Source organism: Mesorhizobium sp. M0833, from assembly GCF_040319905.1.
In the GTDB taxonomy this organism is placed as follows: domain Bacteria; phylum Pseudomonadota; class Alphaproteobacteria; order Rhizobiales; family Rhizobiaceae; genus Mesorhizobium.
The window spans coordinates 256,765-282,275 of sequence record NZ_JAMYOQ010000002.1; the positions used below are offsets into that span (position 1 = coordinate 256,765).

Annotated in this window: 21 protein-coding genes; 12 read left to right on the forward strand and 9 right to left on the reverse strand. The window is 63.6% G+C overall.

The genetic code is table 11. From position 1 onward, the window contains the following. Positions 1-39: 39 nt before the first annotated feature. Positions 40-693, forward strand: a complete 654-nt coding sequence (fsa, locus tag NKH98_RS03440; protein ID WP_023678103.1) for a fructose-6-phosphate aldolase — start codon at positions 40-42, stop codon at positions 691-693. A 71-nt stretch (positions 694-764) separates the two neighbouring features. Here fsa and NKH98_RS03445 read toward each other — a convergent pair whose 3' ends face one another. Further along, on the reverse strand, positions 765-1,346 hold the full coding sequence (locus NKH98_RS03445) for an LPS assembly lipoprotein LptE (protein ID WP_352896686.1): 582 nt from the start codon (positions 1,344-1,346) through the stop codon (positions 765-767). Continuing rightward, positions 1,333-3,957 carry a leucine--tRNA ligase gene (gene leuS, locus NKH98_RS03450; RefSeq protein ID WP_352896688.1) on the reverse strand — a complete coding sequence of 875 codons (2,625 nt, stop codon included), beginning with the start codon at positions 3,955-3,957 and terminating at the stop codon, positions 1,333-1,335. The genes NKH98_RS03445 and leuS overlap by 14 nt, the downstream gene beginning before the upstream one ends. Positions 3,958-4,103: 146 nt before the next feature. On the opposite strand from leuS, the gene NKH98_RS03455 reads away from it, so the two are divergent. Next, the gene (locus tag NKH98_RS03455; protein WP_352648911.1) at positions 4,104-4,766 is read left to right on the forward strand and encodes a YggS family pyridoxal phosphate-dependent enzyme; all 663 of its coding nucleotides are present in this window, start codon (positions 4,104-4,106) and stop codon (positions 4,764-4,766) included. Between the two features lie 109 nt (positions 4,767-4,875). Further along, positions 4,876-5,925 carry an aldo/keto reductase gene (locus NKH98_RS03460; RefSeq protein WP_352801568.1) on the forward strand — a complete coding sequence of 350 codons (1,050 nt, stop codon included), beginning with the start codon at positions 4,876-4,878 and terminating at the stop codon, positions 5,923-5,925. Positions 5,926-5,987: 62 nt separating this feature from the next. Here the strand turns inward: NKH98_RS03460 and NKH98_RS03465 are convergent, their stop codons facing one another. Further along, positions 5,988-6,896 (reverse strand): LysR family transcriptional regulator, encoded by a 909-nt coding sequence (locus tag NKH98_RS03465; protein WP_352801566.1) that lies wholly within the window; start codon positions 6,894-6,896, stop codon positions 5,988-5,990. Between the two features lie 138 nt (positions 6,897-7,034). Between NKH98_RS03465 and NKH98_RS03470 the strand changes: the two genes are divergently transcribed. Together NKH98_RS03470 and NKH98_RS03475 are read left to right on the forward strand one after the other, a co-directional pair. Beyond that, positions 7,035-8,216, forward strand: a complete 1,182-nt coding sequence (locus NKH98_RS03470; RefSeq protein ID WP_352801564.1) for an MFS transporter — start codon at positions 7,035-7,037, stop codon at positions 8,214-8,216. 56 nt (positions 8,217-8,272) lie between these two features. Then, a complete protein-coding gene (locus NKH98_RS03475) occupies positions 8,273-9,307 on the forward strand; it encodes an aldo/keto reductase (protein WP_352896690.1) in 1,035 nt (344 codons plus the stop codon). Positions 9,308-9,348: 41 nt separating this feature from the next. Here NKH98_RS03475 and NKH98_RS03480 read toward each other — a convergent pair whose 3' ends face one another. Beyond that, positions 9,349-9,621 (reverse strand): usg protein, encoded by a 273-nt coding sequence (locus tag NKH98_RS03480; RefSeq protein ID WP_254820441.1) that lies wholly within the window; start codon positions 9,619-9,621, stop codon positions 9,349-9,351. A 305-nt stretch (positions 9,622-9,926) separates the two neighbouring features. Here NKH98_RS03480 and acs point away from each other — a divergent pair, with 305 nt between their 5' ends. Both acs and NKH98_RS03490 read left to right on the forward strand, forming a co-directional pair. Then, on the forward strand, positions 9,927-11,882 hold the full coding sequence (gene acs / locus NKH98_RS03485; RefSeq protein ID WP_352801560.1) for an acetate--CoA ligase: 1,956 nt from the start codon (positions 9,927-9,929) through the stop codon (positions 11,880-11,882). Beyond that, a complete protein-coding gene (locus NKH98_RS03490; RefSeq protein WP_352801558.1) occupies positions 11,882-12,625 on the forward strand; it encodes an MOSC domain-containing protein in 744 nt (247 codons plus the stop codon). The genes acs and NKH98_RS03490 overlap by 1 nt, the downstream gene beginning before the upstream one ends. On the opposite strand, the gene NKH98_RS03495 is transcribed toward NKH98_RS03490, so the two are convergent. The 3 genes from NKH98_RS03495 to NKH98_RS03505 form a co-directional block, all read right to left on the reverse strand. Continuing rightward, complete coding sequence (locus tag NKH98_RS03495; RefSeq protein ID WP_254820438.1) at positions 12,626-13,894, reverse strand: class I SAM-dependent methyltransferase; 1,269 nt, start codon at positions 13,892-13,894, stop codon at positions 12,626-12,628. A 387-nt stretch (positions 13,895-14,281) separates the two neighbouring features. After that, entirely contained in the window at positions 14,282-15,643 is a 1,362-nt protein-coding gene (locus NKH98_RS03500; protein WP_352479566.1) for a pilus assembly protein TadG-related protein, read from the reverse strand. Between the two features lie 329 nt (positions 15,644-15,972). Continuing rightward, entirely contained in the window at positions 15,973-16,842 is an 870-nt protein-coding gene (locus tag NKH98_RS03505; RefSeq protein WP_352479565.1) for a transglutaminase-like domain-containing protein, read from the reverse strand. 178 nt (positions 16,843-17,020) lie between these two features. Between NKH98_RS03505 and NKH98_RS03510 the strand changes: the two genes are divergently transcribed. Next, positions 17,021-17,692: an HAD-IA family hydrolase gene (locus tag NKH98_RS03510; RefSeq protein ID WP_352479564.1), complete on the forward strand. Its 672-nt coding sequence runs from the start codon at positions 17,021-17,023 to the stop codon at positions 17,690-17,692. Positions 17,693-17,710: 18 nt separating this feature from the next. Here NKH98_RS03510 and NKH98_RS03515 read toward each other — a convergent pair whose 3' ends face one another. Next, positions 17,711-17,923 (reverse strand): DUF1674 domain-containing protein, encoded by a 213-nt coding sequence (locus NKH98_RS03515; protein WP_352479563.1) that lies wholly within the window; start codon positions 17,921-17,923, stop codon positions 17,711-17,713. Between the two features lie 117 nt (positions 17,924-18,040). Here NKH98_RS03515 and htpX point away from each other — a divergent pair, with 117 nt between their 5' ends. The 4 genes from htpX (at position 18,041) to purH (ending at position 24,031) form a co-directional block, all read left to right on the forward strand. Continuing rightward, complete coding sequence (gene htpX / locus NKH98_RS03520; RefSeq protein ID WP_352479562.1) at positions 18,041-19,057, forward strand: zinc metalloprotease HtpX; 1,017 nt, start codon at positions 18,041-18,043, stop codon at positions 19,055-19,057. Further along, complete coding sequence (locus tag NKH98_RS03525; protein ID WP_352896691.1) at positions 19,048-20,436, forward strand: RsmB/NOP family class I SAM-dependent RNA methyltransferase; 1,389 nt, start codon at positions 19,048-19,050, stop codon at positions 20,434-20,436. Before htpX ends, NKH98_RS03525 begins: the two co-directional genes overlap by 10 nt. Before the next feature lie 145 nt (positions 20,437-20,581). Continuing rightward, complete coding sequence (locus tag NKH98_RS03530) at positions 20,582-22,330, forward strand: heparinase II/III family protein (RefSeq protein ID WP_352896692.1); 1,749 nt, start codon at positions 20,582-20,584, stop codon at positions 22,328-22,330. Positions 22,331-22,414: 84 nt separating this feature from the next. Then, positions 22,415-24,031, forward strand: a complete 1,617-nt coding sequence (purH, locus tag NKH98_RS03535) for a bifunctional phosphoribosylaminoimidazolecarboxamide formyltransferase/IMP cyclohydrolase (protein ID WP_352896694.1) — start codon at positions 22,415-22,417, stop codon at positions 24,029-24,031. Between the two features lie 39 nt (positions 24,032-24,070). Here the strand turns inward: purH and NKH98_RS03540 are convergent, their stop codons facing one another. Next, positions 24,071-25,447, reverse strand: coding sequence for an MFS transporter (locus NKH98_RS03540; protein ID WP_352803485.1), 1,377 nt, complete (start codon positions 25,445-25,447; stop codon positions 24,071-24,073). Positions 25,448-25,511: the final 64 nt, after the last annotated feature.

A 25,511-nucleotide genomic window follows, 5' to 3' on the forward strand; every position in this document is an offset into this window, starting at 1 on the left:
GTGCATGACGTGCACATGAAAAATCTTCAGGAGACCGCCATGAAATTTTTTGTCGACACCGCCGATGTCAAGGAAATCCGCGAGTTGAACGATCTGGGGCTACTCGACGGCGTAACCACCAATCCGTCGCTGATCCTGAAATCCGGCGGCAAGATCGCCGACGTCACAAGAGAGATCTGCGAGATCGTCAAGGGCCCGGTCTCGGCCGAAGTCGTCGCCACCGAATACAAGGACATGATGGCGGAGGCCAAGATCCTGGCCAGGATCGCCGACAATGTCTGCATCAAGGTGCCGCTGACGCTCGACGGCCTGAGAGCCTGCAAGGACATCCGGTCGGACGGCCGCATGGTCAACGTCACGCTGTGCTTCTCGGCCACCCAGGCGCTGCTCGCCGCCAAGGCCGGCGCCTCCTTTATCTCGCCCTTCGTCGGCCGCATCGACGACAGCGGCTGGGACGGCATGGAGCTGATTGCCGATATTCGCACCATCTACGACAATTATGACTTCCAGACTGAAATCCTGACCGCTTCGGTGCGCACCGTGAACCATGTCAAGCAGGCGGCGCTGATCGGCGCCGACGTCATCACCGCGCCGCCGGCGACGCTCAAGGCACTGGTCAAGCACCCGCTGACCGACAAGGGCCTGGAGCTGTTCCTCGCCGACTGGGCAAAGACCGGGCAGAAGATCGGCTGAAGCGACTATCCTGCGAACAAAAAAGGCCGAGCAATCGGCCTTTTTTTGCAGATTGCGCGCTCTGGAAACACCTAGCTTGCCGCCGGCTTGCCGTGCTTGATCAGATCCTGGGCGATCGACAGCCGCAGCACATCCGCCAGTTCGCGCGCCGCACGGTTCTCGGCGTCGATCTGGGCTCGGTATGACGCGAATTCCTGGCGGGGCCTGTCGTATGACGACGGAATCGTGCGCTTGCCCCTCGCTATGACCGTGCCCGTCTTGGCATCGCTGAGCACATAGTTGGCGGTCAGCGTCACGGTGCCGGCGGTCGGCTCGTCCTCGTCGGTCGTGACCTGCTCGATTGCCGCCGATTCGACGAGTTCGGAGACGCCCAGATCAAGCGAATAGACCGGCGAAGCTGGCTCGCCGGCGCCCTGGCCGAGCGCGAAGATCAAATTGTTGCGGACCTGCTGGGCGTAGCGGGTCTTGACCGGTTTGACCGAGATCGATGCCAGCTCGGCAGCAGCGCCGACCTGCGAGCCGGCGACCAGCGGCGCGCTCGAATAGAGCGGCCGCACCGTGCAGGCGGAAACCAGCGTCACCGAGGCGAGCAGCCCGCAAAGCACGATACGGCGCACCGTCAGCTCTGTCTTTCGCGGCTTAGGCAACGACATTGACGATCCTCTGCGGCACGATGATCACCTTGCGCGGCGCCTTACCTTCGAGCGCTTTCTGAACGAAGTCGAGAGCCAGAACCGCCTTTTCGACCGCACCTTGATCCGCGTCGCGGGCAATTGTCAAATCGCCGCGTTTCTTGCCGTTGACCTGCACCGGCAGCACGATCTCGGCGTCGACGACAAGCGAGGGATCGTAGTCCGGCCAGGGCCGCTCGGCGACAAGGTCGGTGCCGCCGAGCGTCTGCCAGCACTCTTCGGCCAGATGCGGCATGACCGGCGCGATCAGGTGCACCAGGATCTCGACGGCCTCACGGCAGGCCGCTTGCAGCGCCGGACCGACTTTGCCCTCTGCCGCCTCGTTGAGCGGTACGGTCAAGGCATTGGCGAGCTCATAGATGCGGGCAATGGCGCGGTTGAAGGCGAGCTTTTCGATGTCCTCGCCGACCGATTTCAAGATCTTGTGCGCGGCCTTGGACACTGTCCCGGCCTCGCCGTCCTTCGCCGCCTCTGGCCGGACTCCGGCGAGCGATTCGGCAGCCGTCGACACCAGGCGCCAGATGCGCTGGATGAAGCGATGCGCGCCGGCCGCACCCTCGTCGGTCCATTCGACATCGCGCTCGGGCGGCGAGTCCGACAGCATGAACCAGCGCGCCGTATCGGCGCCGTAGCCGTCGGTGATCTCTTCCGGGCTCACCGTATTCTTCTTCGACTTCGACATTTTTTCGAGCGGACCGATCACCGCCTCTTCGCCGGTGGCGATTTCGAAGGCGCGGCGCTTGCCGTCGGCGTCTTCCAGCCTGACCTCACTGGGCGCAAGCCAGCGGCCGTTCGAGGCGCCGCCAACCCGATAGGTCTCGTGCACCACCATGCCTTGCGTGAACAGGCCCCTGAACGGCTCGGCCAGATCGACATGGCCGGTCTCGCGCATGGCGCGGGTGAAAAAGCGCGAATAGAGCAAATGCAGGATCGCATGCTCAATGCCGCCAATATACTGGTCGACCGGCAGCCATTCAGTCGCGGCCTTGGGATCGGTCGGATCGTTTGCCCAGGGCGCCGTGAAGCGTGCGAAATACCACGAAGAATCGACGAACGTGTCCATCGTGTCGGTTTCGCGCCGCGCGTCCTTGCCGCAACGCGGGCATTTGACGTGCCGCCATGTCGGATGGCGATCGAGCGGATTGCCCGGCCGGTCGAACTCGATATCATCCGGCAGCCTGACCGGCAGGTCGGCTTTCGGCACAGGCACCACGCCGCAATCCTCGCAATGGATCATCGGGATAGGGCAGCCCCAATAGCGCTGGCGCGAAATGCCCCAGTCGCGCAGGCGGAAGTTCACCTTGCGCTCGGCCATCGGCCGGTTGCCGATGGTCTTTTGTTCCAGCAGCTTCGCCACCTCGTCGAACGCCTGATCAGGCTTCATGCCGTCGAGGAAGCGCGAATTGATCATCACGCCGTCGCCGACATAGGCCTCATCGATGACCTGGAAGCTGCCTTGATTCTCGCCTTCCGGCATCACCACCGGAATGACCGGCAGGCCGTATCTGTTGGCGAAGTCGAGGTCGCGCTGGTCACCGGACGGGCAGCCGAAGATGGCGCCGGTGCCGTAGTCCATCAGCACGAAATTGGCGACGTAGACGGGCAGCGTCCACTTCTCGTCGAACGGATGGACGACGCGAATGCCGGTATCGAAGCCCTTCTTCTCGGCCGTCTCCAGGGCCGCCACCGAGGTGCCCATATGGCGGACCTCGTCGATGAACTTTGCCAGCGCCGGATTGTCTTCGGCGGCCTTTTTGGCCAGCGGATGGTCGGCGGCAATCGCCATGAAGGAGGCGCCGAAGATGGTGTCGGGCCTTGTCGTATAGATTTCGAGCTCATGCTCGCCGGCTGCTGGCTTGGCCAGCGGCCAGCGGATCAGCAGACCTTCCGAACGGCCGATCCAGTTCGCCTGCATCAGCTTCACTTTTTCCGGCCAGTCGTCGAGCTGATCGAGCGAATCCAGCAGGTCCTGCGCGTAGTCGGTGATCTTGAAGAACCACTGCGTCAGCTCGCGCTGCTCCACCAAGGCCCCCGAGCGCCAGCCGCGTCCGTCGATGACCTGCTCGTTGGCAAGCACCGTCATGTCCTCCGGATCCCAGTTGACCTTGGAGGATTTGCGCGTCACCAGCCCCTTCTCGACGAAATCGAGGAACAGCATCTGCTGGCGGTGATAGTAATCGACATCGCAGGTGGCGAACTCGCGCGCCCAATCGAGCGACAGGCCCATGACCTTGAGTTGCTCGCGCATGGCGGCGATGTTCTGATAGGTCCAGTCCTTGGGATGGACCTTGTTCTGCATCGCCGCGTTTTCGGCTGGCATGCCAAAGGCGTCCCAGCCCATCGGGTGCAGCACGTTGAAACCCTTGGCCCGCTTGTAGCGCGCCACCACGTCGCCCATCGTATAGTTGCGGGTATGGCCGATATGGATGCGCCCCGACGGATAGGGGAACATCTCCAGCACGTAATATTTCGGGCGCGGGTCGTCATTGTCGGCTTCGAACAGCTTCTTTGCGTCCCAGGCCTTCTGCCATTTGGGCTCTGACGCGCGCGGATTGTATCGTTCGGTTGCCATCGGGTGTTTTTCACTTAAAAGCATGCGCGAGCCGCCGGACAATGCCCGGGCGGCTCAGGAAATGTCGTCGCGGTGTTCACCATGGATTGCCGGACCCGTCAACTGCGGCGATCCGGCGAAAAGCCAAACACAGGCAGGATATAGGCATGGCGAGCGCCGTCGAACAGCTTTTCACGGTCAAGGCAAGGATCGCTGCCGCCGAGCGCGAGGCAGGACGCGACGCCGGAGCGGTGGCGCTGGTCGCGGTCTCGAAAACCTTCGACGCCGCCGATATCCGCCCCGTCATCGAGGCCGGCCAGCGCGTCTTCGGCGAAAACCGGGTCCAGGAAGCACAAGCCAAATGGCCGGTGCTGAAACATGACTTCCCCGAGATCGAGCTGCATCTGATCGGTCCTCTGCAATCGAACAAGGCGAAGGAAGCTGTCGCGCTGTTCGACGTCATCGAAACCGTCGACCGTGAAAAGATCGCCGCCGAACTCGCCAAGGAGATCGCCAGGCAAGGCCGGTCACCAAGGCTGTATGTCCAGGTCAACACCGGCTCCGAGCCGCAAAAGGCCGGCATCGAGCCGCGCGAGGCTGTCGCCTTCGTGGCCCGCTGCCGCTCGGTTCACGGCCTCGCCATCGAAGGGCTGATGTGCATTCCGCCGGCCGGCGAGAACCCCGGTCCGCATTTCGCGCTGCTGGAAAAGCTTGGGCTTGAGGCCGGCGTCGACAAGTTCTCCATGGGCATGTCCGGCGACTACGAAACCGCGATCGCCTTCGGCGCGACCAGTGTCAGGGTTGGATCGGCGATTTTCGGCGCCAGATGAGGCGCAGCCGGCCTTAGGCCACAGGCTGACATCGACTAAGCCAGTGTATAGAAACGGAACGTTTCGTTCCTATATGGGTCGAGTTATTCTCAACCCGTCTGGAGCCACCATGCGTTACAATCAACTTGGAAATACGGGGATGTTCGTCTCCGAACTTTGCCTCGGCACGATGACGTTCGGCGCGGCCGGCGAGAACGCCCAATGGGGCCTGATCGCCAGCCTCGACCAGAAGGGCGTTGACGAGATCGTTGCCCGCTCGCTCGCCGCCGGCGTCAATTTCTTCGACACGGCGGATGTCTATTCCTTTGGTGCCTCGGAACGGCTTCTCGGCCAGTCGCTCAGGAACCTTGGCGTCAACCGGCAGGACGTGATCATCGCCACCAAGGTTCATGGCGCCATGGGCGGAGGCCCGAACCAGCGTGGTTCCTCGCGCGGCCACATCATGGATTCGGTCGAAGGCAGCCTCCAACGGCTGCAGCTGGATCATATCGATCTCTACCAGCTGCACGGCACCGACACGGTGACGCCGATCGACGAAACGCTGCGGGCGCTCGACGACCTGGTTGCCGCCGGCAAGGTCCGCTATGTCGGCGTCTCGAACTGGCAGGCCTGGCGCATCGCCAAGGCGCTGGGTATTGCCGAGCGCAAAGGCTTTGCCCGCTTCGAGACCGTGCAGTCGTATTATTCGATCGCCGGCCGCGATCTCGAGCGCGAGATCGTGCCGCTGCTCAGCGAGGAGAAGCTCGGGCTGATGGTCTGGTCGCCGATGGCTGGCGGCTTGCTCTCCGGCAAATACGGACCGGGCGCCCCCGGCAATGGCGAGGGCCGCCGCGCCAGCTTCAATTTCCCGCCGGTCAATGAGGACCGTGCCTGGGCAGCAGTCGCCGTTATGCGCGAGATCGCCGCCAAGCACGGCGTCAGCGTCGCTACGGTGGCGCTCGGCTATGTCCTGGCCAAGCCATTCGTGATGAGCGTCATCATCGGCGCCAGCCGCATGGAGCAGCTGGAACAGAACCTTGCAGCCACCGAGTTGCAGCTCGATGCCGATGATCTTGTTCGCCTCGACGAAGTCAGTGCCCTGCCCGCCGAATACCCGGGCTGGATGCTGGAGCGTCAGGCAGCCGGCCGGCGCCCGGCGCCCTTTGTTCCGAAAAAGTAACTCAATCTTACCTTCTTACCTTCGTTGCTTCGGGAGCCGGCAGGCTCCCGATCGTTTTGAGCTCAGTTCAGCCGGACAGTCTCGACCAAAAAGTCCAAAAAGGCCCGCACCCGCGCCGGCAGATGCTTGCCTTGGCCGACATAGACGGCGTGGGTAAGTTCCTCGTCGCCGGGGTTGAACTCTTCCAGCAGCGGCAGGAGCCGGCCGGCGGCAATGTCGGCCTCCACATGCCAGCTTGCCAGCCGGGCGATGCCCGCCCCCGAGAGCGCCATCAGCCGCATCGCCTCGCCGTCGCTGACCAGCGTATTTCCGGCGATCGACAGGGTGATCGGCTTGCCGGCCGCATCGATAAAAGGCCAGCCCTCGAGGTGGCGTACGAAACGGAAGCCCATCCGGTTGTGACGATCGAGATCGGCGGGCGTCATGGGCGTGCCACGCGCTTCGAGATACGATGGCGCCGCAACGACGACCACCCGGCTCTGCCCGAGCTTGCGCGCCACCAGCCGTGATTCGCCGAGCGGCCCGGCCCGGATGGCGACGTCAGCACGCTCCTCCATCAGGTCGATAACATCGTCGGTCAACACCAGATCGACCGAGATTTCGGGGTAGCGCTCCAGAAAACGCGGCAAAAGCGGGATCAGCCGATGCTGCCCGAAAGGCACGTAGCTGTTGATCCGCAGCCGGCCACGCGGCGCGGCACCCGCCGCTGCCTCACGCTCGGCCGCTGCCATGTCGGCCAGGATACGCACGCCGCTGTCGAAAAAGGCCGCCCCCTCCGGCGTCAGTTGCAGCTTGCGCGTCGAACGGCTGACCAGCCGCGCGCCGAGCCGTGCCTCCAGCCGCGCGATCAGCTTGCTCACCGCCGACGGGGTCATCCGCAACGCACGGGCAGCGGCCGAAAAGCTGCCCGCCTCGACCACGCGGACGAACACTTCGATCTCGCCGGAGCGGTTGATGTCGGGCCTGGCCATTGGTGAATCTATTTCACAGACGATGTGCCCGATGCAAGGCTGGTTCACAGCACATCGGGACACGATCTTCCGAATTGGGGCGTGGGAGGAACACGGCGCCCGTCGTCAAAACTGGTCGTCATCGATGTGGGAACCGCCATGCCCCTTGCTCTTTACGCTCTTGCCGCCGGTGCGTTCGGCATCGGCGTCACCGAATTCGTCATCATGGGCCTGCTGCTCGACGTCAGCACCGATCTCGACGTCTCGATCTCGGCTGCCGGCCAGCTTATTTCCGGCTATGCGCTCGGCGTTGTCATCGGCGCGCCGCTGCTGACGATCGCAACCGGCCGTTGGCCGCGCAAGACCGTGCTTCTGTCGCTGATGGCGATCTTCACGCTGGGCAACCTCGCCTGTGCGCTTGCCCCAGACTACTGGACGCTGATGGGTGCGCGCGTGCTGACCGCCTTCGCCCACGGCACCTTCTTCGGCGTCGGCTCGGTCGTGGCGACCGGGCTGGTGGCGCCCAACAAGAAAGCTTCGGCGATCGCCCTGATGTTCACCGGCCTGACCATCGCCAACATCCTCGGCGTGCCTTTCGGCACTTGGCTCGGCCAGGTCTTCGGCTGGCGCGCGACGTTCTGGGCGGTGACCCTGGTCGGCATCGCCGCCTTCGCCATCATTCTCCTGGTGGTGCCGCGCAGCCGAACAGAACCTGAAAAGAGCAATTTGCGCGCCGATCTCGCCGTGCTCGGCCGCACGCCCGTCCTGCTTGGCTTTGCCACCACCGTGCTTGGCTATGCCGGCGTCTTTGCCGTCTTCACCTACATCGCCCCGTTGCTGACCGAGATCACCGGTTTTGAGGAAGCAGCGGTGTCGCCTATCCTGCTGGTCTTCGGCGGCGGCCTCATCGCCGGCAACATCGCCGGCGGCAAGTTCGCCGACCGCCGGCTGCTACCTTCCGTTCTCGGCAGTCTCGTCGTCCTGGCGCTGGTGCTCGGCACCATGACCTTCGCCCTGCAAAGCCAGGTCATGGCCGTTATCTATGTCGGCCTGCTCGGCGCCGCCGCCTTCGCCACCGTGGCGCCACTGCAGATGTGGGTGCTGGAAAAGGCACAAGGCGCCGGCCAGAGCCTCGCCTCGTCCTTCAACATCGCCGCCTTCAACCTCGGCAACGCGGCCGGCGCCTGGCTCGGTGGCGTGGTCATCGCGCACGGTCCCGGTCTCGGTGCCGTCACCTGGGTCGCGGCCCTGTTGCCGCTTTCAGCGCTTGCCGTGGCGGCGTTTGCTCTGCGCCTCGACCGAGACCCTGCCCTCTCCACACCGGAAATCGCGCCGTCATAGAACGGCAAACCTCAACCAATCTTTGAAACAGCCATCCTTCCACAAGGAGCAAACCCATGGATTATCGAAATCTTGGCGCATCAGGCCTGAAGGTCCCGGCACTCTCGTTCGGCGCTGGAACCTTCGGCGGTTCAGGCCCGCTATTCGGCGCCTGGGGCAACAGCGATGCGACGGAAGCACGGCGGCTGGTCGACATCTGCCTGGAGGCCGGCGTCAACCTGTTCGACACCGCCGATGTCTATTCGATTGGCGCTTCCGAACAAGTGCTCGGCGCTGCCATCAAGGGCCGCCGCGACGCCGTGCTGATCTCGACTAAGACCTCGCTGCCGATGGGCGACGGTCCCGACGATGCCGGCTCGTCACGTTCACGCCTGATCAAGGCCGTCGAAGACGCGCTGAAGCGTCTTGGCACCGATTACATCGACCTGCTGCAACTGCACGCCTTTGATGCCGCAACACCGATCGAGGAGGTGCTGTCGACGCTGGACGGTCTCGTGCGCGCCGGCAAGGTGCGTTATGTCGGCGTCTCCAATTTTTCCGGCTGGCAAGTGATGAAGTCGCTCGGCCTGGCGGATAGATATGGCTATCCCCGATACGTCGCCCATCAGGTCTACTATTCGCTGGTCGGACGCGATTATGAATGGGAGTTGATGCCGCTCGGCCTCGACCAGGGTGTCGGTGCGCTGGTGTGGAGCCCACTCGGCTGGGGCCGCCTGACCGGCAAGATCCGCCGTGGCCAGAAGCTGCCTGAGAAAAGCCGGCTGCACGACACGGCAAGCTTCGGACCGCCCGTCGAGGATGAGCATCTCTATCGGGTCGTCGACGCGCTTGATGTTGTCGCCGAGGAAACCGGCAAGACCATACCGCAGATCGCCATCAATTGGCTGCTGCAGCGGCCGACCGTCGCCTCCGTCATCATTGGCGCGCGCAACGAGGAGCAGTTGCGCCAGAATCTCGGCGCCGTCGGCTGGTCCTTGACAGCCGAGCAGATGAAGAAGCTCGACACGGCAAGTGAGGTCACCGCACCCTACCCGTATTTTCCCTATCGCCGGCAGGAGGGGTTTGCCCGGCTGAACGCACCCGCAGTCTGACGCTCCAAAAGCTGGCGGCGGCTCCCGGGCTGCCGCCCCGGCTAATGCAGCACGAACTCGCCGTCGACCTTGCGCCATTCGTTCGGCGCGATCAGCTTCTGGTGCGTGTAGCTCACCGAATGCAGCGGGCCTTCGAGCTCGGCCTTCCAGAACTCGATGAAGCGGATCAGCACCGGAAATTTCGGGGCGATGTCGTAGTCCTGCCAGATGAAGCTCTGCAGCAGATGCGGATGATCGGGAAAGTGATAAAGAATCTTGGCCGTGGTCAAGCCATAGCCCTTGAGCATCAGGTCCATTTCTGAATGGTCGCGCATTGCGGTCCCCTGGTTGATTCTCCTTCCTCCCAGCCTGAAATTGTGCACCCCATTTGCTTATTCGTCTATTGATATTTCTGCGATCAAACCAGATTCCTCCCGCAAAAACATGCGCTTAGCAGCCGCCTCACGAGAGTGCTGACACCACCCGGCAAGGCACCTGCGGCATCCCGCCGCGCGAATCCAACGTCTAATGTTGCCGTCACCGCCGAACTGTTAATAATGCGCGCGAATTCGCGGCCGCATCGCTGCGATCCTGCCGGCGGTCAAGCCGGCGGTTTGGTTTTGGGGAGGAAGGCGAAGAAATGTCCGATGTTCATGTCCATCGCGTCCAGCCGGCGTGGAAGAAGAACGCGCTGATTGACAATGACACCTACCTGAAATGGTACGCCGACAGCGTCAAGAACCCGGACAAGTTCTGGGGCACGCACGGCAAGCGCATCGACTGGTTCAAGCCCTACAGCAAGGTCAAGAACACGTCCTTCGACGGCAAGGTTTCGATCAAATGGTTCGAGGATGGCCAGACAAACGTTTCCTGGAACTGCATCGACCGGCATCTGAAGAAGCGCGGCGAACAGACCGCCATCATCTGGGAAGGCGACAATCCCTACGACGACAGGAAGATCACCTACAACGAACTTCACGCACATGTCTGCCGCCTCGCCAATGTGATGAAGAAGCACGGGGTCAAGAAGGGCGACCGCGTCACCATCTACATGCCGATGATCCCGGAGGCCGCTTATGCGATGCTCGCCTGCACGCGCATCGGCGCCATTCATTCGGTCGTCTTCGGCGGCTTTTCGCCGGACGCGCTGGCCGGACGCATCGACGACTGCAAGTCGACCTTCGTCATCACCGCCGACGAAGGCCTGCGCGGCGGCAAGACTATCGCGCTGAAGGACAACACCGACAAGGCGATCGAGATCGCCGCCAAGGCCGGAACGAAAGTCGAAAAGGTCTTGGTCGTGCGCCGCACCGGCGGCAAGACCGGCTGGGCCGCCGGGCGCGACGTCTGGTACCATGACGAGGTCGCCACGGTTAAGGCCGAATGCAAGCCCGAGAAGATGAACGCCGAGGACCCGCTGTTCATCCTCTACACATCCGGCTCGACCGGCAAGCCGAAGGGCGTGCTGCACACCACAGCCGGCTATCTCGTCTATGTCTCGATGACCCACCAATATGTCTTCGACTATCATGACGGCGACATCTACTGGTGCACCGCCGATGTCGGCTGGGTCACCGGCCACAGCTATATCGTCTACGGGCCGCTCGCCAACGGCGCCACCACGCTGATGTTCGAAGGCGTGCCGAACTACCCGTCGCAGTCGCGTTTCTGGGACGTGATCGACAAGCACAAGGTCAACATCTTCTACACGGCGCCGACGGCGCTGCGCGCACTGATGGGCGCCGGCGATGCCCATGTCACCAAAACGTCGCGCAAGTCGCTGCGCGTGCTCGGCACCGTCGGCGAGCCGATCAATCCGGAAGCCTGGGAGTGGTATTTCAACGTCGTCGGCAACGGCAAGGTGCCGATCGTCGACACCTGGTGGCAGACCGAGACCGGCGGCATCATGATTACGCCGCTTCCGGGCGCCACCCACCTCAAGGCGGGTTCGGCGACGCGGCCCTTCTTTGGCGTCAAGCCGCAGCTGGTCGACGCCGACGGCAAGGTGCTCGAAGGCGAAGCCAGCGGCAATCTTTGCATTGCCGACTCATGGCCGGGCCAGATGCGCACCGTCTATGGCGATCACGACCGCTTCGTGCAGACCTATTTCTCGACCTACAAGGGCAGGTACTTCACCGGCGACGGCTGCCGCCGCGATGCTGACGGCTACTACTGGATCACCGGCCGGGTCGACGACGTCATCAACGTCTCTGGCCACCGCATGGGCACCGCCGAGGTCGAATCGGCGCTGGTTTCGCATGAGAAGGTCTCGGAGGCCGCCGTCGTCGGCTACCCGCACGATATCAAGGGCCAGGGCATCTACTGCTATGTCACGCTGATGGCCGGCGAGACGCCAAGCGAGGACTTGCGCCAGGAGCTCGTCGTCCATGTCCGCAAGGAGATCGGCGCCATCGCTTCGCCCGACAAGATCCAGTTCGCGCCCGGCCTGCCGAAGACCCGTTCCGGCAAGATCATGCGGCGCATCCTGCGCAAGATCGCCGAGGATGATTTTGCCGCGCTCGGCGACACCTCGACGCTCGCCGATCCGGCAGTCGTCGACGACCTGATCGCCAACCGGCAAAACAAGAAGGGCTGATGCAACCCGCATTGGGCGCCGTCACCGAGCTTTGGCGCTATCCCGCGAGCTCGCTCGCCGGCGAGTTTCAGGAGGCGATCTCCGTCGACTGGTATACCGTCGAAGGCGACCGCCTGTTTGGTCTTGTCGATACCTCGACCGATGAAATCGCACGGCCCGACCGCGAAGCGAAATGGCACAAGGTGCCCCGCATCCGCACCCGGCTGTCGCAGTCCGGCAGGCTGGAGGTCGCCATCCCCGACGGACGCTGGCTTTCGGCACCTGGCGCGCAAAGTGATCGCGCGGTTTCCGCGTATCTCGGCTTTGCGGCTTCCATCCGGCCGTTCCGCCGGGAAAATGCGGCTCCGGATTATGCCGGCCCTCTGCTGACCGAACGCTACGTCAAAGCCCCTATTCATCTGCTGACCACCGCCTCACTGGCGCGTTTGAAAGTGCTGCATCCAGAGGGCACCGCCGACGCGCGCCGCTTCCGCCCCAACATCGTCGTCGATATGCCGGAGGTCGAGGGGTCGTTCCCCGAGACGGAATGGATCGGGCGCAAGCTGGCAATCGGCGACCTGCTCCTGACCATCTCCGAGCCGTGCCGCCGCTGCGGCTTCACCATCATTGGCCAGGACGGGTTCGACCACGACCCGGCAATCCTGCGCAGCCTGGTCCGCCACAACGCCCATAATCTCGGCGTCTACTGCACTGTCGACCGACCGGCCCGCGTCGAGATCGGCGCCACGATGCGCCTCCTGTAGCTATCGGTACAAATCCGCCCGCGTCGGCGGCAGGCCGCTCGGCCCACGCGCGCGCCTTGTGGCGACGGTCTGGAAAACCTGCGCCGATGCACGTTCGAAAGTAATCGAGCAGCCGGTGAGATAAAGCAGCCAGAGCCGCGCCTTGGCTTCGCCGACCTCAGCGATGGCTTCGTCAAAGCGTGCGTGGAGACGCTCTGCCCATAGCCTGCAGGTGCGCGCATAGTGCTCGCGCAAGTTTTCGACGTCGTAGACGAGGAAGCCGTGCGCCTCGAGATTGCCGAGCGTCATGCCGATCGTATCGAGTTCGCCGCCCGGAAAAATGTATTTGATCAGCGCCTTGAATTCCGGCCCCTTTCGCAGCGTCTTCTTCATGTTGCCCTTGTCGCGCCGGGTGATGGCGTGGTGCAGATAGATGCCGCCGGGCTTGAGCAGGCGATGGATCCTCGAGAAATAGGCCGCATGGTTGGCAAGTCCCAGATGCTCGAACATGCCGATCGACGAGATCTTGTCGAAGGAGCCGGACAGCTCGGCATAGGACTTGATCTCGATGGTGATGCGGTCCTCCAGCCCCGCGGCGCGGATGCGTTCGCGGGCGAGCTCGGTCTGTGCCTCCGACAGCGAAACGCCGTGGCCGACGACGCCATAATTCTTCACCGCATGGATGAGCATCGCTCCCCAGCCGCAGCCGATGTCGAGCAGTTTTTCGCCGGGCTTCAATCGAAGCTTGCGGCAGATATGGTCGAGCTTGTCTCTTTGGGCCTGATCGATATCGTTGGCGAAATCCTTGAAATAGCCGCAGCTATAGACCATGCGCTCGTCGAGGAAGAGCCGGTAGAATGCGTTGGAAATATCGTAGTGATGCTGGATCGCCTCCTTGCTCGACCCGCTGACGTAAGGATTGCGGCCGGAAAGATCGGTTCGCGCCGTCATCTGTTTTCGCGAAAACAGCACCGCCGGCAGGTCGCGCAGGATCGCCAGCTTCGGCAACGTCTTGAGCTTCGTCCTGAGCTTGCCATGCGTGGGCAAGGCGTAGAAATCGAACAGCGATCCGTCTTCGACGTCGACCGCCTTGGCAATCCACATCTCGATCAGCGTCGATAAAGAGGGCCGACGTACGATCTGCCAGACGATGTCCTGGTCGTTGATAGTGAGCACCGGGCCGGTAGCCGGGCCGATCCGCTCGCCTGTCCACAGCCTCACCGCGAAACCCGGTTTCAGCGTTTCAATGACCGTCCGAACAATCCGGGCCGCTCTTTCGGCTGCCTCCATCCCCATCCTCCCTTACCCGGCAAAAAGCGGCCCGGAACAATCGCGGCTCGATCTTGCCTGCCGGATCGGCCGGCCGCAAGCCGCCCGAGTGCACAAGCACGCTTGTTCAGGATTTTCGAGTGCCCCGCCTTGCCATTTGCCGGATGACACCCCATCATGAGCAAGTGTTCAACAAATCGAAAGGAGGTGATCCGATGTCGAGTGATTTCGTTTTCCAGAACGTGGCCTCAGCGGATCGCACTTTCGGGAAGCAGTCTTCCCGTTAAGGCGCGAGATGCGCGGCTGGCGACCAACCGTCGCAGCCAGGAGCCGCGCCATGGACGGAAACACGGAAGGCCGCCGACTTCGCAAGAAGCGGCGGCCTTTTCCTTTTTGGGCTGTTGTCCCTTATTTGGTTACACTCAACATCTCGACGTTGCGCGCTATGTCCTGGAAAGCCTGGTTGAGTTCGGTTCCATTGGCAGCTTGGTAGAAGTGCTTGATCTTGGTGGTGTCCGGGCTCGCGCAATCCTGGAGCGTCGCCTTGGCATTCGTTTCGTTTAGGTCAAATCCAATAGTGAAGATCTCGATGCCCTTGTCGCGCATGGCAGCGCAAAGTTTCTTGGCTGCCGTGCGGGTCGGCTCCTTGCCGGCGTCATTGTAAACGTCGCTCACCGTGCTCGCATCGAAGTAGGACAGGTTGAATTCGCCATCGGTCATCAGGATCGCGATTTTGGCGACCTTTTTTGGATCCATCTTGGCCGGCCGCTGCGAAGTCCTCATTATGCTCCCCCAGCTCTCCGAGAGCATGTACCAGGTCCACTGCACGCCGATATGGCCGGCAGTGCCGCCGGAGGCGACGAAATTCTTGATGACCGTCTTGAGTGCCGTCGCATCGGCCGTCAGCGGCATCAGCGTGGCGGCCGGGCAGGCGGCGGTGCCGGTTTGCCAGGCGAAGGACGACAGCAGGTAGTCGCGGTTGACCATGCTGGCGTCGGGGCCTGCGTCCGAATACTGGTAGGTCCCCTTGCGTTCTGTGGCGCAATTATCGGGACGGATGAAGCCCGAGACATACTGCACGGCGTCATTGGCCGGCGCCTGTTTGCGTTGGCTGGCGGTGGTTTCCACATAGACGCTGCTGGTGGCAAGTGTACCGGCATTCACCGAATTGGCATAAGGCACGATGGCAACCCGCACGCGCGGTTTGGACGGGTCCTGACCGCCCAGGAAGCTGTCGACAGCATTCGCCGCAGCCGTCCGCAGATCGATGATTTTCTGGCCTGCCATCGAGCCGGTAACATCGAGCATCATCGCGACTTCGATCTGCTTGTCCGAATAGAGAGCCGTCGTCGATGCGGGAACGCGCTGCATGCTACCCGTGCTGAAAAGCGGGAAATAATAGCTGACATTGACATGAACGTCCGCCTGAACGGTCTTGGCGATTCGGTCGACAGTCAGTTTGTCTAGAACGATCTGATTGTCCTGCAGGATACCCGCCGTGCTGTTGGCATCGAGAAAGGCCTGCACCGATTTGCTTGCGTCAGCCTCGCTGATGACGCTGGTCGTCAAGTCGCGGGCCGTCGAGGTGACCGCAGCATCGACGACGCCTTGCAGGCTCGATTTCACATTGTAGAGTTGGGAGACGTTGACGGCAAAGCCGACGCTCAGCGCCAGTACTGAGCCGATTATGCCAAACAGCACCGCGAAATTTCCGCTGCGATCCCCGGCAAAGCCGCCGATCGCCTGAACAAGACCCCCGAAACGCCGCATTCCTTCCGCCTCCATTCGCTACAGCCTGCAGCTGTCCGAACGCGCATTGCAGGAATCCGGCCGGATCGCGCCGCCGGGCGCGGGAAAGCGAGCAGCCCCCGCTCAGGCCCTTGTTTCCAAACGGTTTCGAGCAGCGACAAGGTAAACAGCGGGTAAACGAAAGCCGCGTCGGCGCGGCTTTGTTCACAAAGCGCTTACCACGATCCGGCTCGCAATTCGGAACGGCCGGATGGCGTCCCGATCCGGTACAGACGAGATGTCTCGAACCGGATCAGCACGACCGCGATGGCGGGACGTGGAAACATGGGCTGTGAACGTCTCCGGGAGGATTAGGCCAGCACCCGTGCGGTGACGGTCCTGTCGAGGCCGCGATAGGGCGGCTTGAACAGGTTGCCTTCCTGCTCGTAGGTCCAGACCTTGAACAGGCTGAGCCGGTGCGGGCCGAAACTGTGCAACAGCGGCACGTCGGTGGCGTCGCGGCCACGCGCAATGACGACACGGCCGATTCTCGGCACATTGTGGCGGGGATCGAACGTGTACCACTTGCTGTCGAGGAACACTTCCATCCAGGCCGAGAAGTCCATCGGCGCCGGATCGGCGGGCACGCCGATATCGCCGAGATAGCCGTTCACGTAGCGGGCCGGGATATTCATGCAGCGGCAGAGCGTGATCGCCAGATGGGCAAAGTCGCGGCAGACGCCGACGCGTTCCTCATGCGCCTGCGCCGCCGTGCGGGTCGAGCGCGCATAACCGTAGCCGAAGGACAGGCGGTTGTGGACATAGTCGACGATCGCCTGCACCCGCGCCCAGCCCGGCGGAAGCTGGCCGAACAGTTGCCAGGCCAGGTCGCCGAGATGGTCGGTCTCGCAGTAACGGCTGCCGAGCAGATAGCCGAGCACCTCGTCCGGCAATTCGGCGACCGGAACTTCCCTGGCCAACGCGTTGACTTCGTCCGTCTCACCGCTGTCCTCGACCACCGCGTCATAGAGGATGCGAAAACTTCCGGCCGGCGCCGTGAAGCGGCGGCAGCTATTGCCGAAAAGATCGTGGTAGACCCTGGTCGGGACCGACGGCGAGGTCAGCACGCGCGTCTGCCGCTTGATGTCGACCTGGCGATCCCTGTGGATCTCGAGCAGCGAAATGACCGGCGTGGCTGCAGCGCATTCAATGCCAATTTCATAGCCGAGCCTGATCAGCATCGCCGTCCCCCTACGATCGTCATGGAAGATAGTGCTGGTCAACGCGGGAGAGTGCGCGGCGGTTCCTTGCGAACGTCGAAAACGACGCCTCGCGGCTTCCCATACGGACGCGGCAACGTTACGGTCGATCGACACGCGTCTTTCGAAATAATCCCTCCAGGATGACCCGGGAAAACCGATGCTTGCAGGCAGAAAATTTGCGGCCTTTCTGTTCGATATGGACGGCACGATTCTCAATTCGATTGCCGCGGCGGAAAGGGTCTGGGCAGCTTGGGCGCATCGGCAAGGTCTTGACGTCGCCGCATTCCTGCCGACCATCCACGGCGTGCGGGCGATCGAGACCATCGGCCGGCTGGCGCTGCCAGGCGTCGATCCTGCCCGCGAAGCCGATGCGCTTTTGCAGGCCGAGGCAGCCGATGTCGAGGGCATTCGCCCGATTGCCGGCGCCGCGGCGTTCCTCGCGTCGCTGCCGCCTGGGAGTTGGGCGATCGCCACCTCCGCGCCGCGCGAACTTGCCTTGCTGCGCCTGCAGGCCGCCGGCATTCCGGCTCCCGCCGTGATCGTTGCGGCGGAGGATGTGGCCCGCGGCAAGCCGGCGCCCGACTGCTTCCGGCTGGCGGCCGAACGGCTCGGCGTCGATGTGCGCGACTGCCTCGTCTTCGAGGACGCGCCGGCAGGCATAGCGGCAGCCGAAGCCGCGGGCGCTGCAATCATGGTGATCAGCGCCACGCACCGGCATCCGTTGGAGACGCCGCATGCCGCCATCATCGGCTATGACGCGATCGGCATCGCTGTCGATGCCCGCGGCTGGATTGCCATCGAAGCGGAGCGGACGGCGCAGCCTGCGTAGTTTGGCGCCCTACCTGGGCTAAAAGTCGCTGGTCAGGCCCTTGACTTCCCAGTCGCCGTAGCGGCTGGGCTCCTTGCCGCCGCGCCCGCCGATCTCCCTCGGGAGCGTGGCTTCCTTCTCGCGATATTTCTCCCGTCGGGCCTCGGCCTCGGCCAAGGCACGCTGGGCTGCTGGCCTCAGCGCCTTTTGCGGCTCGCCGTTAGCATTCGTTGTGCTGGTTTCGTCGATCATGCGATCTTCCGCTAGATTGAAACAGGCCCCCGATTGAAACGAGAACCGCTGTTTCCCATCATATAGCGGTGGGTCCACAAGGGATCGACCCCTTTGTTGGGCAGAACGGAGCAGACAATGAACACCCTTCGCACCGCCATGCTTTTGGCCGCAATGACGGCCCTGTTCATGGGCGTCGGTTATCTGGTCGGCGGATCCGGCGGCATGATGATCGCCTTGCTGATCGCTGCCGGCACCAATCTGTTCAGCTATTGGAACGCCGACAAGATGGTGCTGGCGATGCACCGAGCGATCGAGGTCGACGAAAGCAACGCGCCTGAATATTACGCCATCGTGCAGGGCCTTGCCCGACGCGCCGGTCTGCCGATGCCGAGGACCTATCTCATCGACAATCCGCAGCCCAATGCCTTCGCCACCGGCCGCAATCCGCAAAATGCCGCTGTCGCCGCCAGCACTGGCTTGCTCGAGCGGCTATCGCATGAAGAAGTCGCGGCGGTGATGGCGCACGAGCTCGCCCATGTGCAGCACCGCGATACGCTGACCATGACGATCGTCGCCACCTTCGCCGGCGCAATTTCGATGCTCGGCAATTTCGCCTTTTTCTTCGGCGGTAACCGCGACAACAACAATTCCTTCGGCATCGTCGGCGTGCTGGTGGCAATGATCGTCGCGCCTTTGGCCGCCATGATCGTGCAGATGGCGGTAAGCCGCACTCGCGAATACGAGGCCGACCGGCGCGGTGCCGAAATCTGTGGACACCCGCTGTGGCTCGCCTCGGCGCTTGACAAGATCGCCCGTGGCGCCGAACGCATCCGCAACCCGGATGCCGAGCGCAATCCGGCAACCGCCCATCTCTTCATCATCAATCCTCTTTCCGGCGAGCGCATGGACAATTTGTTCTCCACCCACCCGAGCACCGAAAACCGCATCGCCGCCCTGCAGCGGATGGCGCAACAGATGGCCGGCGCACCCGAAGCGGCCGCGACGCCAAGCCCGGAGCCGGACGGGATCGGGCAGCAGCCGTCGGGTCCATGGGAAAGGGCCGCCCGGCCCGAAAGGCCGGCCGAGCCGGCCAGGCCGAAACCCAATCCCTGGGGACGCAATCCGACCGGGCCCAAAGGTCCGTGGTCGTGAGCGTCGGGCAACGCCGGCACGCAATTCCAGGCGATCGTCAACACAATTCGGGCAGCGAGGCCGTTGCTGGCCTCGCCGCGCGCAAGACAGCCGCGCGGCTGCTTGCCGCCGTCATCGACGCGAGAACGCCGCTCGACGGGCTGACCGACCATGAAAACGGCCATCCGCAATACAAGGCGCTCGACCTGCGCGACCGCGCCCTGGTGCGCGCCATTCTGGTCACCGCCCTGCGCTACCGCATGACCATATCAGGCCTGTTGGCCCGCCGCCTGGAAAAGCCGCTGCCGCCCAACGCCACGGCGCTTTCGCACATCTTGCATGTGGCGGCGGCGCAGATCCTGTTCCTCGATGTTCCCGACAGCGCCGCCGTCGACCTCGCCGTGACCCACGCCAAGTCCGATCCGCGCACGGCGCGCTTTTCCGGCCTCGTTAATGGCGTACTGCGTACGTTGGCGCGGGCCAAGCAGGATGAGCTCGCGGCGGCGGTTGCGGCCACCGACGAGGCGCCAAAATGGTTTTCCGACCGTTTGAAAACCGTCTACGGCCTCGACAAGACCAGGCAGATACTGCTCGCCCATCGCCATGAGGCGCCGGTCGATTTCACCGTCAAGTCGGACCCGGCGCTGTGGGCCGAACGGCTCGGCGGCTTCGTCCTGCCGACCGGCACGGTGCGGGTGGAAAAGCTCAGCGCTTCCGTGACCGAACTGCCCGGTTTTGGGGAAGGCGCCTGGTGGGTTCAGGATGCAGCGGCCAGCCTGCCGGCCCGGCTGTTCGGCGACATCAATGGTTTGCGAATCGCCGACCTCTGTGCCGCGCCGGGCGGCAAGACCGCCCAGCTGATCCTCGCCGGCGCCCACGTCACCGCACTCGACATGTCCCGAACACGGCTGGCGCGGCTGACGCAGAATCTCGAAAGGCTCGGCCTGTCCGCGGAGATCGCCCACGCCGATCTGCTCAAATACGAGCCGAAGGAGCTCTTCGACGGCGTCCTCCTTGACGCACCTTGCTCTTCGACAGGCACGGTGCGGCGGCACCCCGACGTTCCCTGGACGAAGACGGCGGCCGACGTCGAAAAACTGGCCGACCTGCAACGCCGGCTGCTTGCCCGCGCCGTCACCCTGGTCACGCCTGGCGGACGCATCGTCTTTTCCAACTGTTCGCTCGATCCGCTCGAAGGCGAAGAGCTTTATCGCGGCTTTCTCGCCGGCAATGCGGAAATCATCGACGACCCGCTTCGGCCGGGTGAGATCGCCGGCATCGACCCGTTCCTGACGCCGCAAGGCACGTTGCGCACCACGCCTGCCGACCTGGAGCTTGGCTCCCCCGCCCGTTCCGGGCTGGACGGCTTCTTCGCCGCCCGCATGCGCAGAGCCGGCTAAGGGCCGATCTCGAAGCGCGTCCGGCCTTGTGGGGCGAAGAGGCACGGAAAACAGGCTGAACGGCCACGCTGCCGCGGAATTCGCCTTCGCACAAGTTCTTGAATCATATAAACTTGTGCCTGGGTGAGGATGATCAGGAGAGATTTTGGCAATCGCTGCCGGTAACACGACGCGTCTGTGGACGCTTGTCGCGAGGGAGTTCTGGCGCAAGGCGCGCCGGCGCTTGCGTGCCGGGCCACTCTATCGCTGGCGCTACTCAGGCCGCACGCCGGAGCGCGTCCTGATCGCCCCGCCGGACCTGCGCCTCGCCGATCCTCAGATCGCGCTCGAGATCTATTACGGCCGCTATCCGCTTTCGGGGCATCTGGTCGAGACCGGCGGCAAATCGCCCTTCCAGATCGACGTGCCCAATCCCGGCTGGCAAAAGACGCTGCATGGCTTTCGCTGGCTGCGCCACATGCGTGCCGCGGGTACCGAGCTCGCCGCCGCCAACGCGCGGGCGTTGGTTTCCGATTGGATTGCAATCCATGGCAGCCATATTTCCGGCGTCGCCTGGGAGCCCGGCACGACGGCCAAGCGCGTCATTGCCTGGCTGCAGCATTCCTCGATCGTGTTGCAGGGCGCCGAATTTCCGTTCTACCGCGCCTTCCTGAAATCGCTTGCCGTCCAGATCCGCTATCTGCGCGCCATGGCGCGCGAGATGCCGGACGGCAAGGACAGGCTACGCGCGCGCATTGCGCTGGCCTTTGCCGCTTTGTCGCTGCCGGCGCCGGCCTCGGCGCTGCGCGGTGCCACCCGCAGTCTCGCCGAGGAGATCGACCGCCAGATCCTGCCTGACGGCGGCCATATCTCGCGCAATCCGATGGCCGTGCTTGAAATCCTCGCCGACCTTCTGCCGTTGCGCCAGACATACGCCAATCAGGCCGAGACACCGCCGACCGCCCTGATCGGCGCCATCGACCGGATGCTGCCGGCGCTGCGCTTCTTTCGCCATCAGGATGGCAGCCTTGCCCGCTTCAACGGCATGGGCGCCACCATCCACGACCGTATCGCCAGCATCCTGCATCACGACGACACCGCCGGCGCACCATTGCTGCACGCGCCGCATTCGGGTTATGAGCGCCTGTCGATGGGGGGTGTCACGGTGATCGCCGATACCGGACCACCGCCGCCCGTCGACGTGTCCAATGCCGCTCACGCCGGGTGCCTCGCCTTCGAATTGTCGTCGGGCCGCCAGCACTATGTCGTCAACGCCGGCATAGACACCTATGGCGCCGCCGAGTTCCGGCCGCTTGCCCGCGCCACCGCCGCCCACTCGACCGCCACCATCAACGACACGTCGTCGGCGCGCTTCAACCACTCCCTGCGCGTCAACGACCTGCTCGGCACGCCTTTGATCGGCGGGCCGCAGCATGTGCCTTGCAAGCGCACCGACCAGAAGGGCAGCCAGGGCTTCATCGCCCGCCATGACGGCTATGTCGCGCGCTTCGGCTTCCTGCATGAGCGCGAGCTGAAATTATCGACCGAAGGCAATGTGCTTGCCGGCAGGGACCGCTTCCTGCGGCCGGGCGGCGCCTCTATCCGCAACAATGGCCGTGATTTCGTCACGGTGCGTTTCCATGTCCATCCCGACATAAACGTGCTCCAGGATGAGCATGACCGTCTGGTGCTGGCCGCCGACCATGCCGACACCTGGGTGTTTACCTCCACCGAAGTGGTACCCGAGGTCGAGGAATCGATCTATTTCGCCGGGCTCGGCGGCCCGCGCCGCAGCCGGCAGATCGTGCTTGCGTTCAAAGCCTCGGAGATTTCCGAGGTCCACTGGCAATTGACGCGGACTACTCTCGGTGGTCATCCGGAAAAAGCTGAAGCCAGTGGCAACGGCAAACACTGATCAAGCCTTGCTGCTTGATTTCCGGGCCTCATGTGCTACGGCCCGCGGACGCTCTCCAACCAGAACTGGAAAGGCCGCCAGCCCATGGCCGTCGCCGCCAAGAACATTCCCGCGCCCGACCTTGTTCCGATCCGTCGCGCGCTGCTCTCCGTCTTCGACAAGACCGGCCTGATCGACTTCGCCAAGGCGCTGGCTTCGGCCGGCGTCGAGCTGGTTTCGACCGGCGGCACCGCAAAGGCGATCGCCGAGGCCGGCATGGCCGTGCGCGACGTATCCGAGCTCACCGGCTTTCCCGAGATCATGGACGGCCGCGTCAAGACGCTGCACCCGTCGGTGCATGGCGCACTGCTCGGCGTGCGCGACGATCCCGAGCACGTCGCTGCGATGCGCGACCACGGCATCGAGCCTATAGACCTCGTCGTCTCCAATCTCTATCCATTCGAAGAGGTGCGCCGCTCCGGCGCCGACTACGCGGCGATCGTCGAGAACATCGATATTGGCGGCCCGGCGATGATCCGTGCCTCGGCCAAGAACCACGCCTATGTCGGTACCGTCACCGACCCTGACGACTATGCCTCGGTGCTCAACGCGCTGGAGATGAATTTCGGCTCGCTGTCGCTGGATTTCCGCAAGAAGCTGGCGGCCAAGGCCTTTGCCCGTACTGCCACCTACGATGCGGCGATCTCGGGATGGTTCGCCGAGGCGCTCGAGATCGAGCATCCGACATGGCGCGCCTTCGGCGGCAAGCTGCAATCGGTGATGCGCTATGGCGAAAACCCGCATCAGGGCGCCGGCTTCTATGTCAATGGCGACAGGCGGCCGGGCGTCGCTACGGCGCGCCAGCTTCAGGGCAAGCAGCTTTCCTACAACAACATCAACGACACCGACGCCGCCTTCGAGCTGGTCGGCGAATTCGATCCGACCCGCTCCGCCGCAATTGCCCTCATCAAGCACGCCAACCCGTGCGGCGTCGCCGAAGCCGCTTCGCTGCACGCGGCCTATGCCAAGGCGCTGGCCTGCGATCCGGTCTCTGCCTTCGGCGGCATCGTCGCCATGAACCGCATCCTCGACGCCGGAACCGCCGAAGAGATCGTCAAGACCTTTACCGAAGTGATCATCGCACCGGAGGCGTCCGAGGAAGCAGTCCGCATCATTGCCGCCAAGAAGAATCTACGCCTGCTGGTTACCGGCGGCCTGCCCGACCCGCGCGCGGCGGGCCTTGGCTTGAAATCGGTTGCCGGCGGCTTGTTGGTCCAGGGCCGCGACAATGCGGTGGTCGATGACCTCGACCTGAAAGTGGTGACCAGCCGCGCTCCGACGCCGGCCGAATTGGCCGATCTGAAATTCGCCTTCCGCGTGGCAAAGCACGTCAAGTCGAACGCCATAGTCTATGCCAGGGATAGCGCTACAGTCGGCATCGGCGCCGGCCAGATGAGCCGGGTCGATTCCTCGCGCATCGCCGCGCGCAAGGCGCTCGACGCGGCCGAGGCTGCCGGTCTGACGGAGCCTTTGACCAAGGGCTCTGTCGTCGCCTCGGATGCCTTTTTCCCGTTCGCGGATGGGCTTTTGTCGGCAATCGAAGCCGGCGCCACCGCCGTCATCCAGCCCGGCGGCTCGATGCGCGACGACGATGTCATCGCCGCCGCCGATGCTCACGGCATCGCCATGGTGTTTACCGGCGTGAGGCATTTCAGGCATTGAACTCCCTCCCTTCCCTCTGTGGGAGAAGGGACGAGCAGATCACTCCGCCGGCCGATCCGCCGGATAGGGCGTGCCGATCAGGATCCCCATGCCCGCTCCGAGGAACAGCACGATCGCCGCCATGCCGAGCCGCGCCGAGCCGCTGGCCAGGGTGATCGTGGCCACCATGAAAGGTGCGGCAAAACTGGTTGCTCGGCCGGCCAGCGCATAGATGCCGAAATAGCGCCCCGATTCGGCAGCGGAGACGCTGCGCGCCATGTAGGAGCGCGACGATGCCTGCACCGGCCCGAAAGCAAGCCCGATCAGCAGGCCGTAGAAAATGTAGGCTTTTTCCGCCGCCGTACCGAACAATCCGCCGCCGTCCAGTCCAGGCATCACCCAGGCGCCGAACAGCGTATAGCCCGGGCCGGTCGAGACGATGCCGAGCGTGGCGATGCTCAGCATGACCAGCGAAATCATCACTATGGACTTGGAACCCAGGGCCGCGTCGAGGCGTGCGGCAACCAGGCATCCGACTATGGCGACGACGTTGAGAATGATGCCGAACAGGCCGATCTCGGTAATCGACCAATGGAACATTGCCGCCGCAAACGTTCCGCCCAGCGCCAGCAGCGCGTTGACGCCGTCCTGATAGATCATGCGGGCGACGAGAAAGCGAAAAATGCCGCTGCGCTTGCGCACTTCGGCCAGCGTCGACTTCAGTTCCGACAGTCCCTCGCGCACCGCCGGCCCGATTGGAATGCCTTTGATTGCATCCGGCGTGAAGAAGAACATCGGCAGGATGAACAGGAAATACCAGGCCGCCGACAACGGTCCGGTGGCGCGCGCGTCCTCGCCGAGCCTGGGGTCGAGGCCGAAGATCGGGTCCAGCCCAACAACGGTCTTGCCGGTTTCAGGCGAGCCGGCCATGACGGTAACGACGAAGATCAGTGCGATCATGCCGCCGAGATAGCCGAGCCCCCAGGCCATGTTCGAGATCCTCCCGATGTCGCTCTTCGGCACCAGGCGGGGCATCATCGAATCATTGAACACGGTCGAGAATTCCGCCGCGACCGACGCCAGCGAGAACAACGCGACGACCAGAAAAAGATTAGAGCCGGGCGCGGCGAACCACAGCAGGGTGAGGCAGGTGATCTTGACCGCGGCGAAGAAGGCTATCCACGGCTTTCGCGGTCCTGTCTGGTCGGCGATCGAACCGAGGACCGGCGACAAAACAGCGATGACGAGGCCGGCGGCGGCAATGCCGTAGCCCCAGGCCGCTTGCCCGGTCTCGGGATTGCTGGCCATGCGCGAAACGAAATACGGACCGAAGATGAAGGTAGTGACGACCGTGAAAAACGGCTGTGCCGCCCAGTCGAACAGCATCCATCCCCAGATGCCGCGTCCCGACGCCCGCTGCACTGCCATCTCAGCCATGTCCCCTCCGCTGGAGCTTGCTCAATGCCGATCGAATCGGAATGACGCTCCGTCTTGTTGTTGA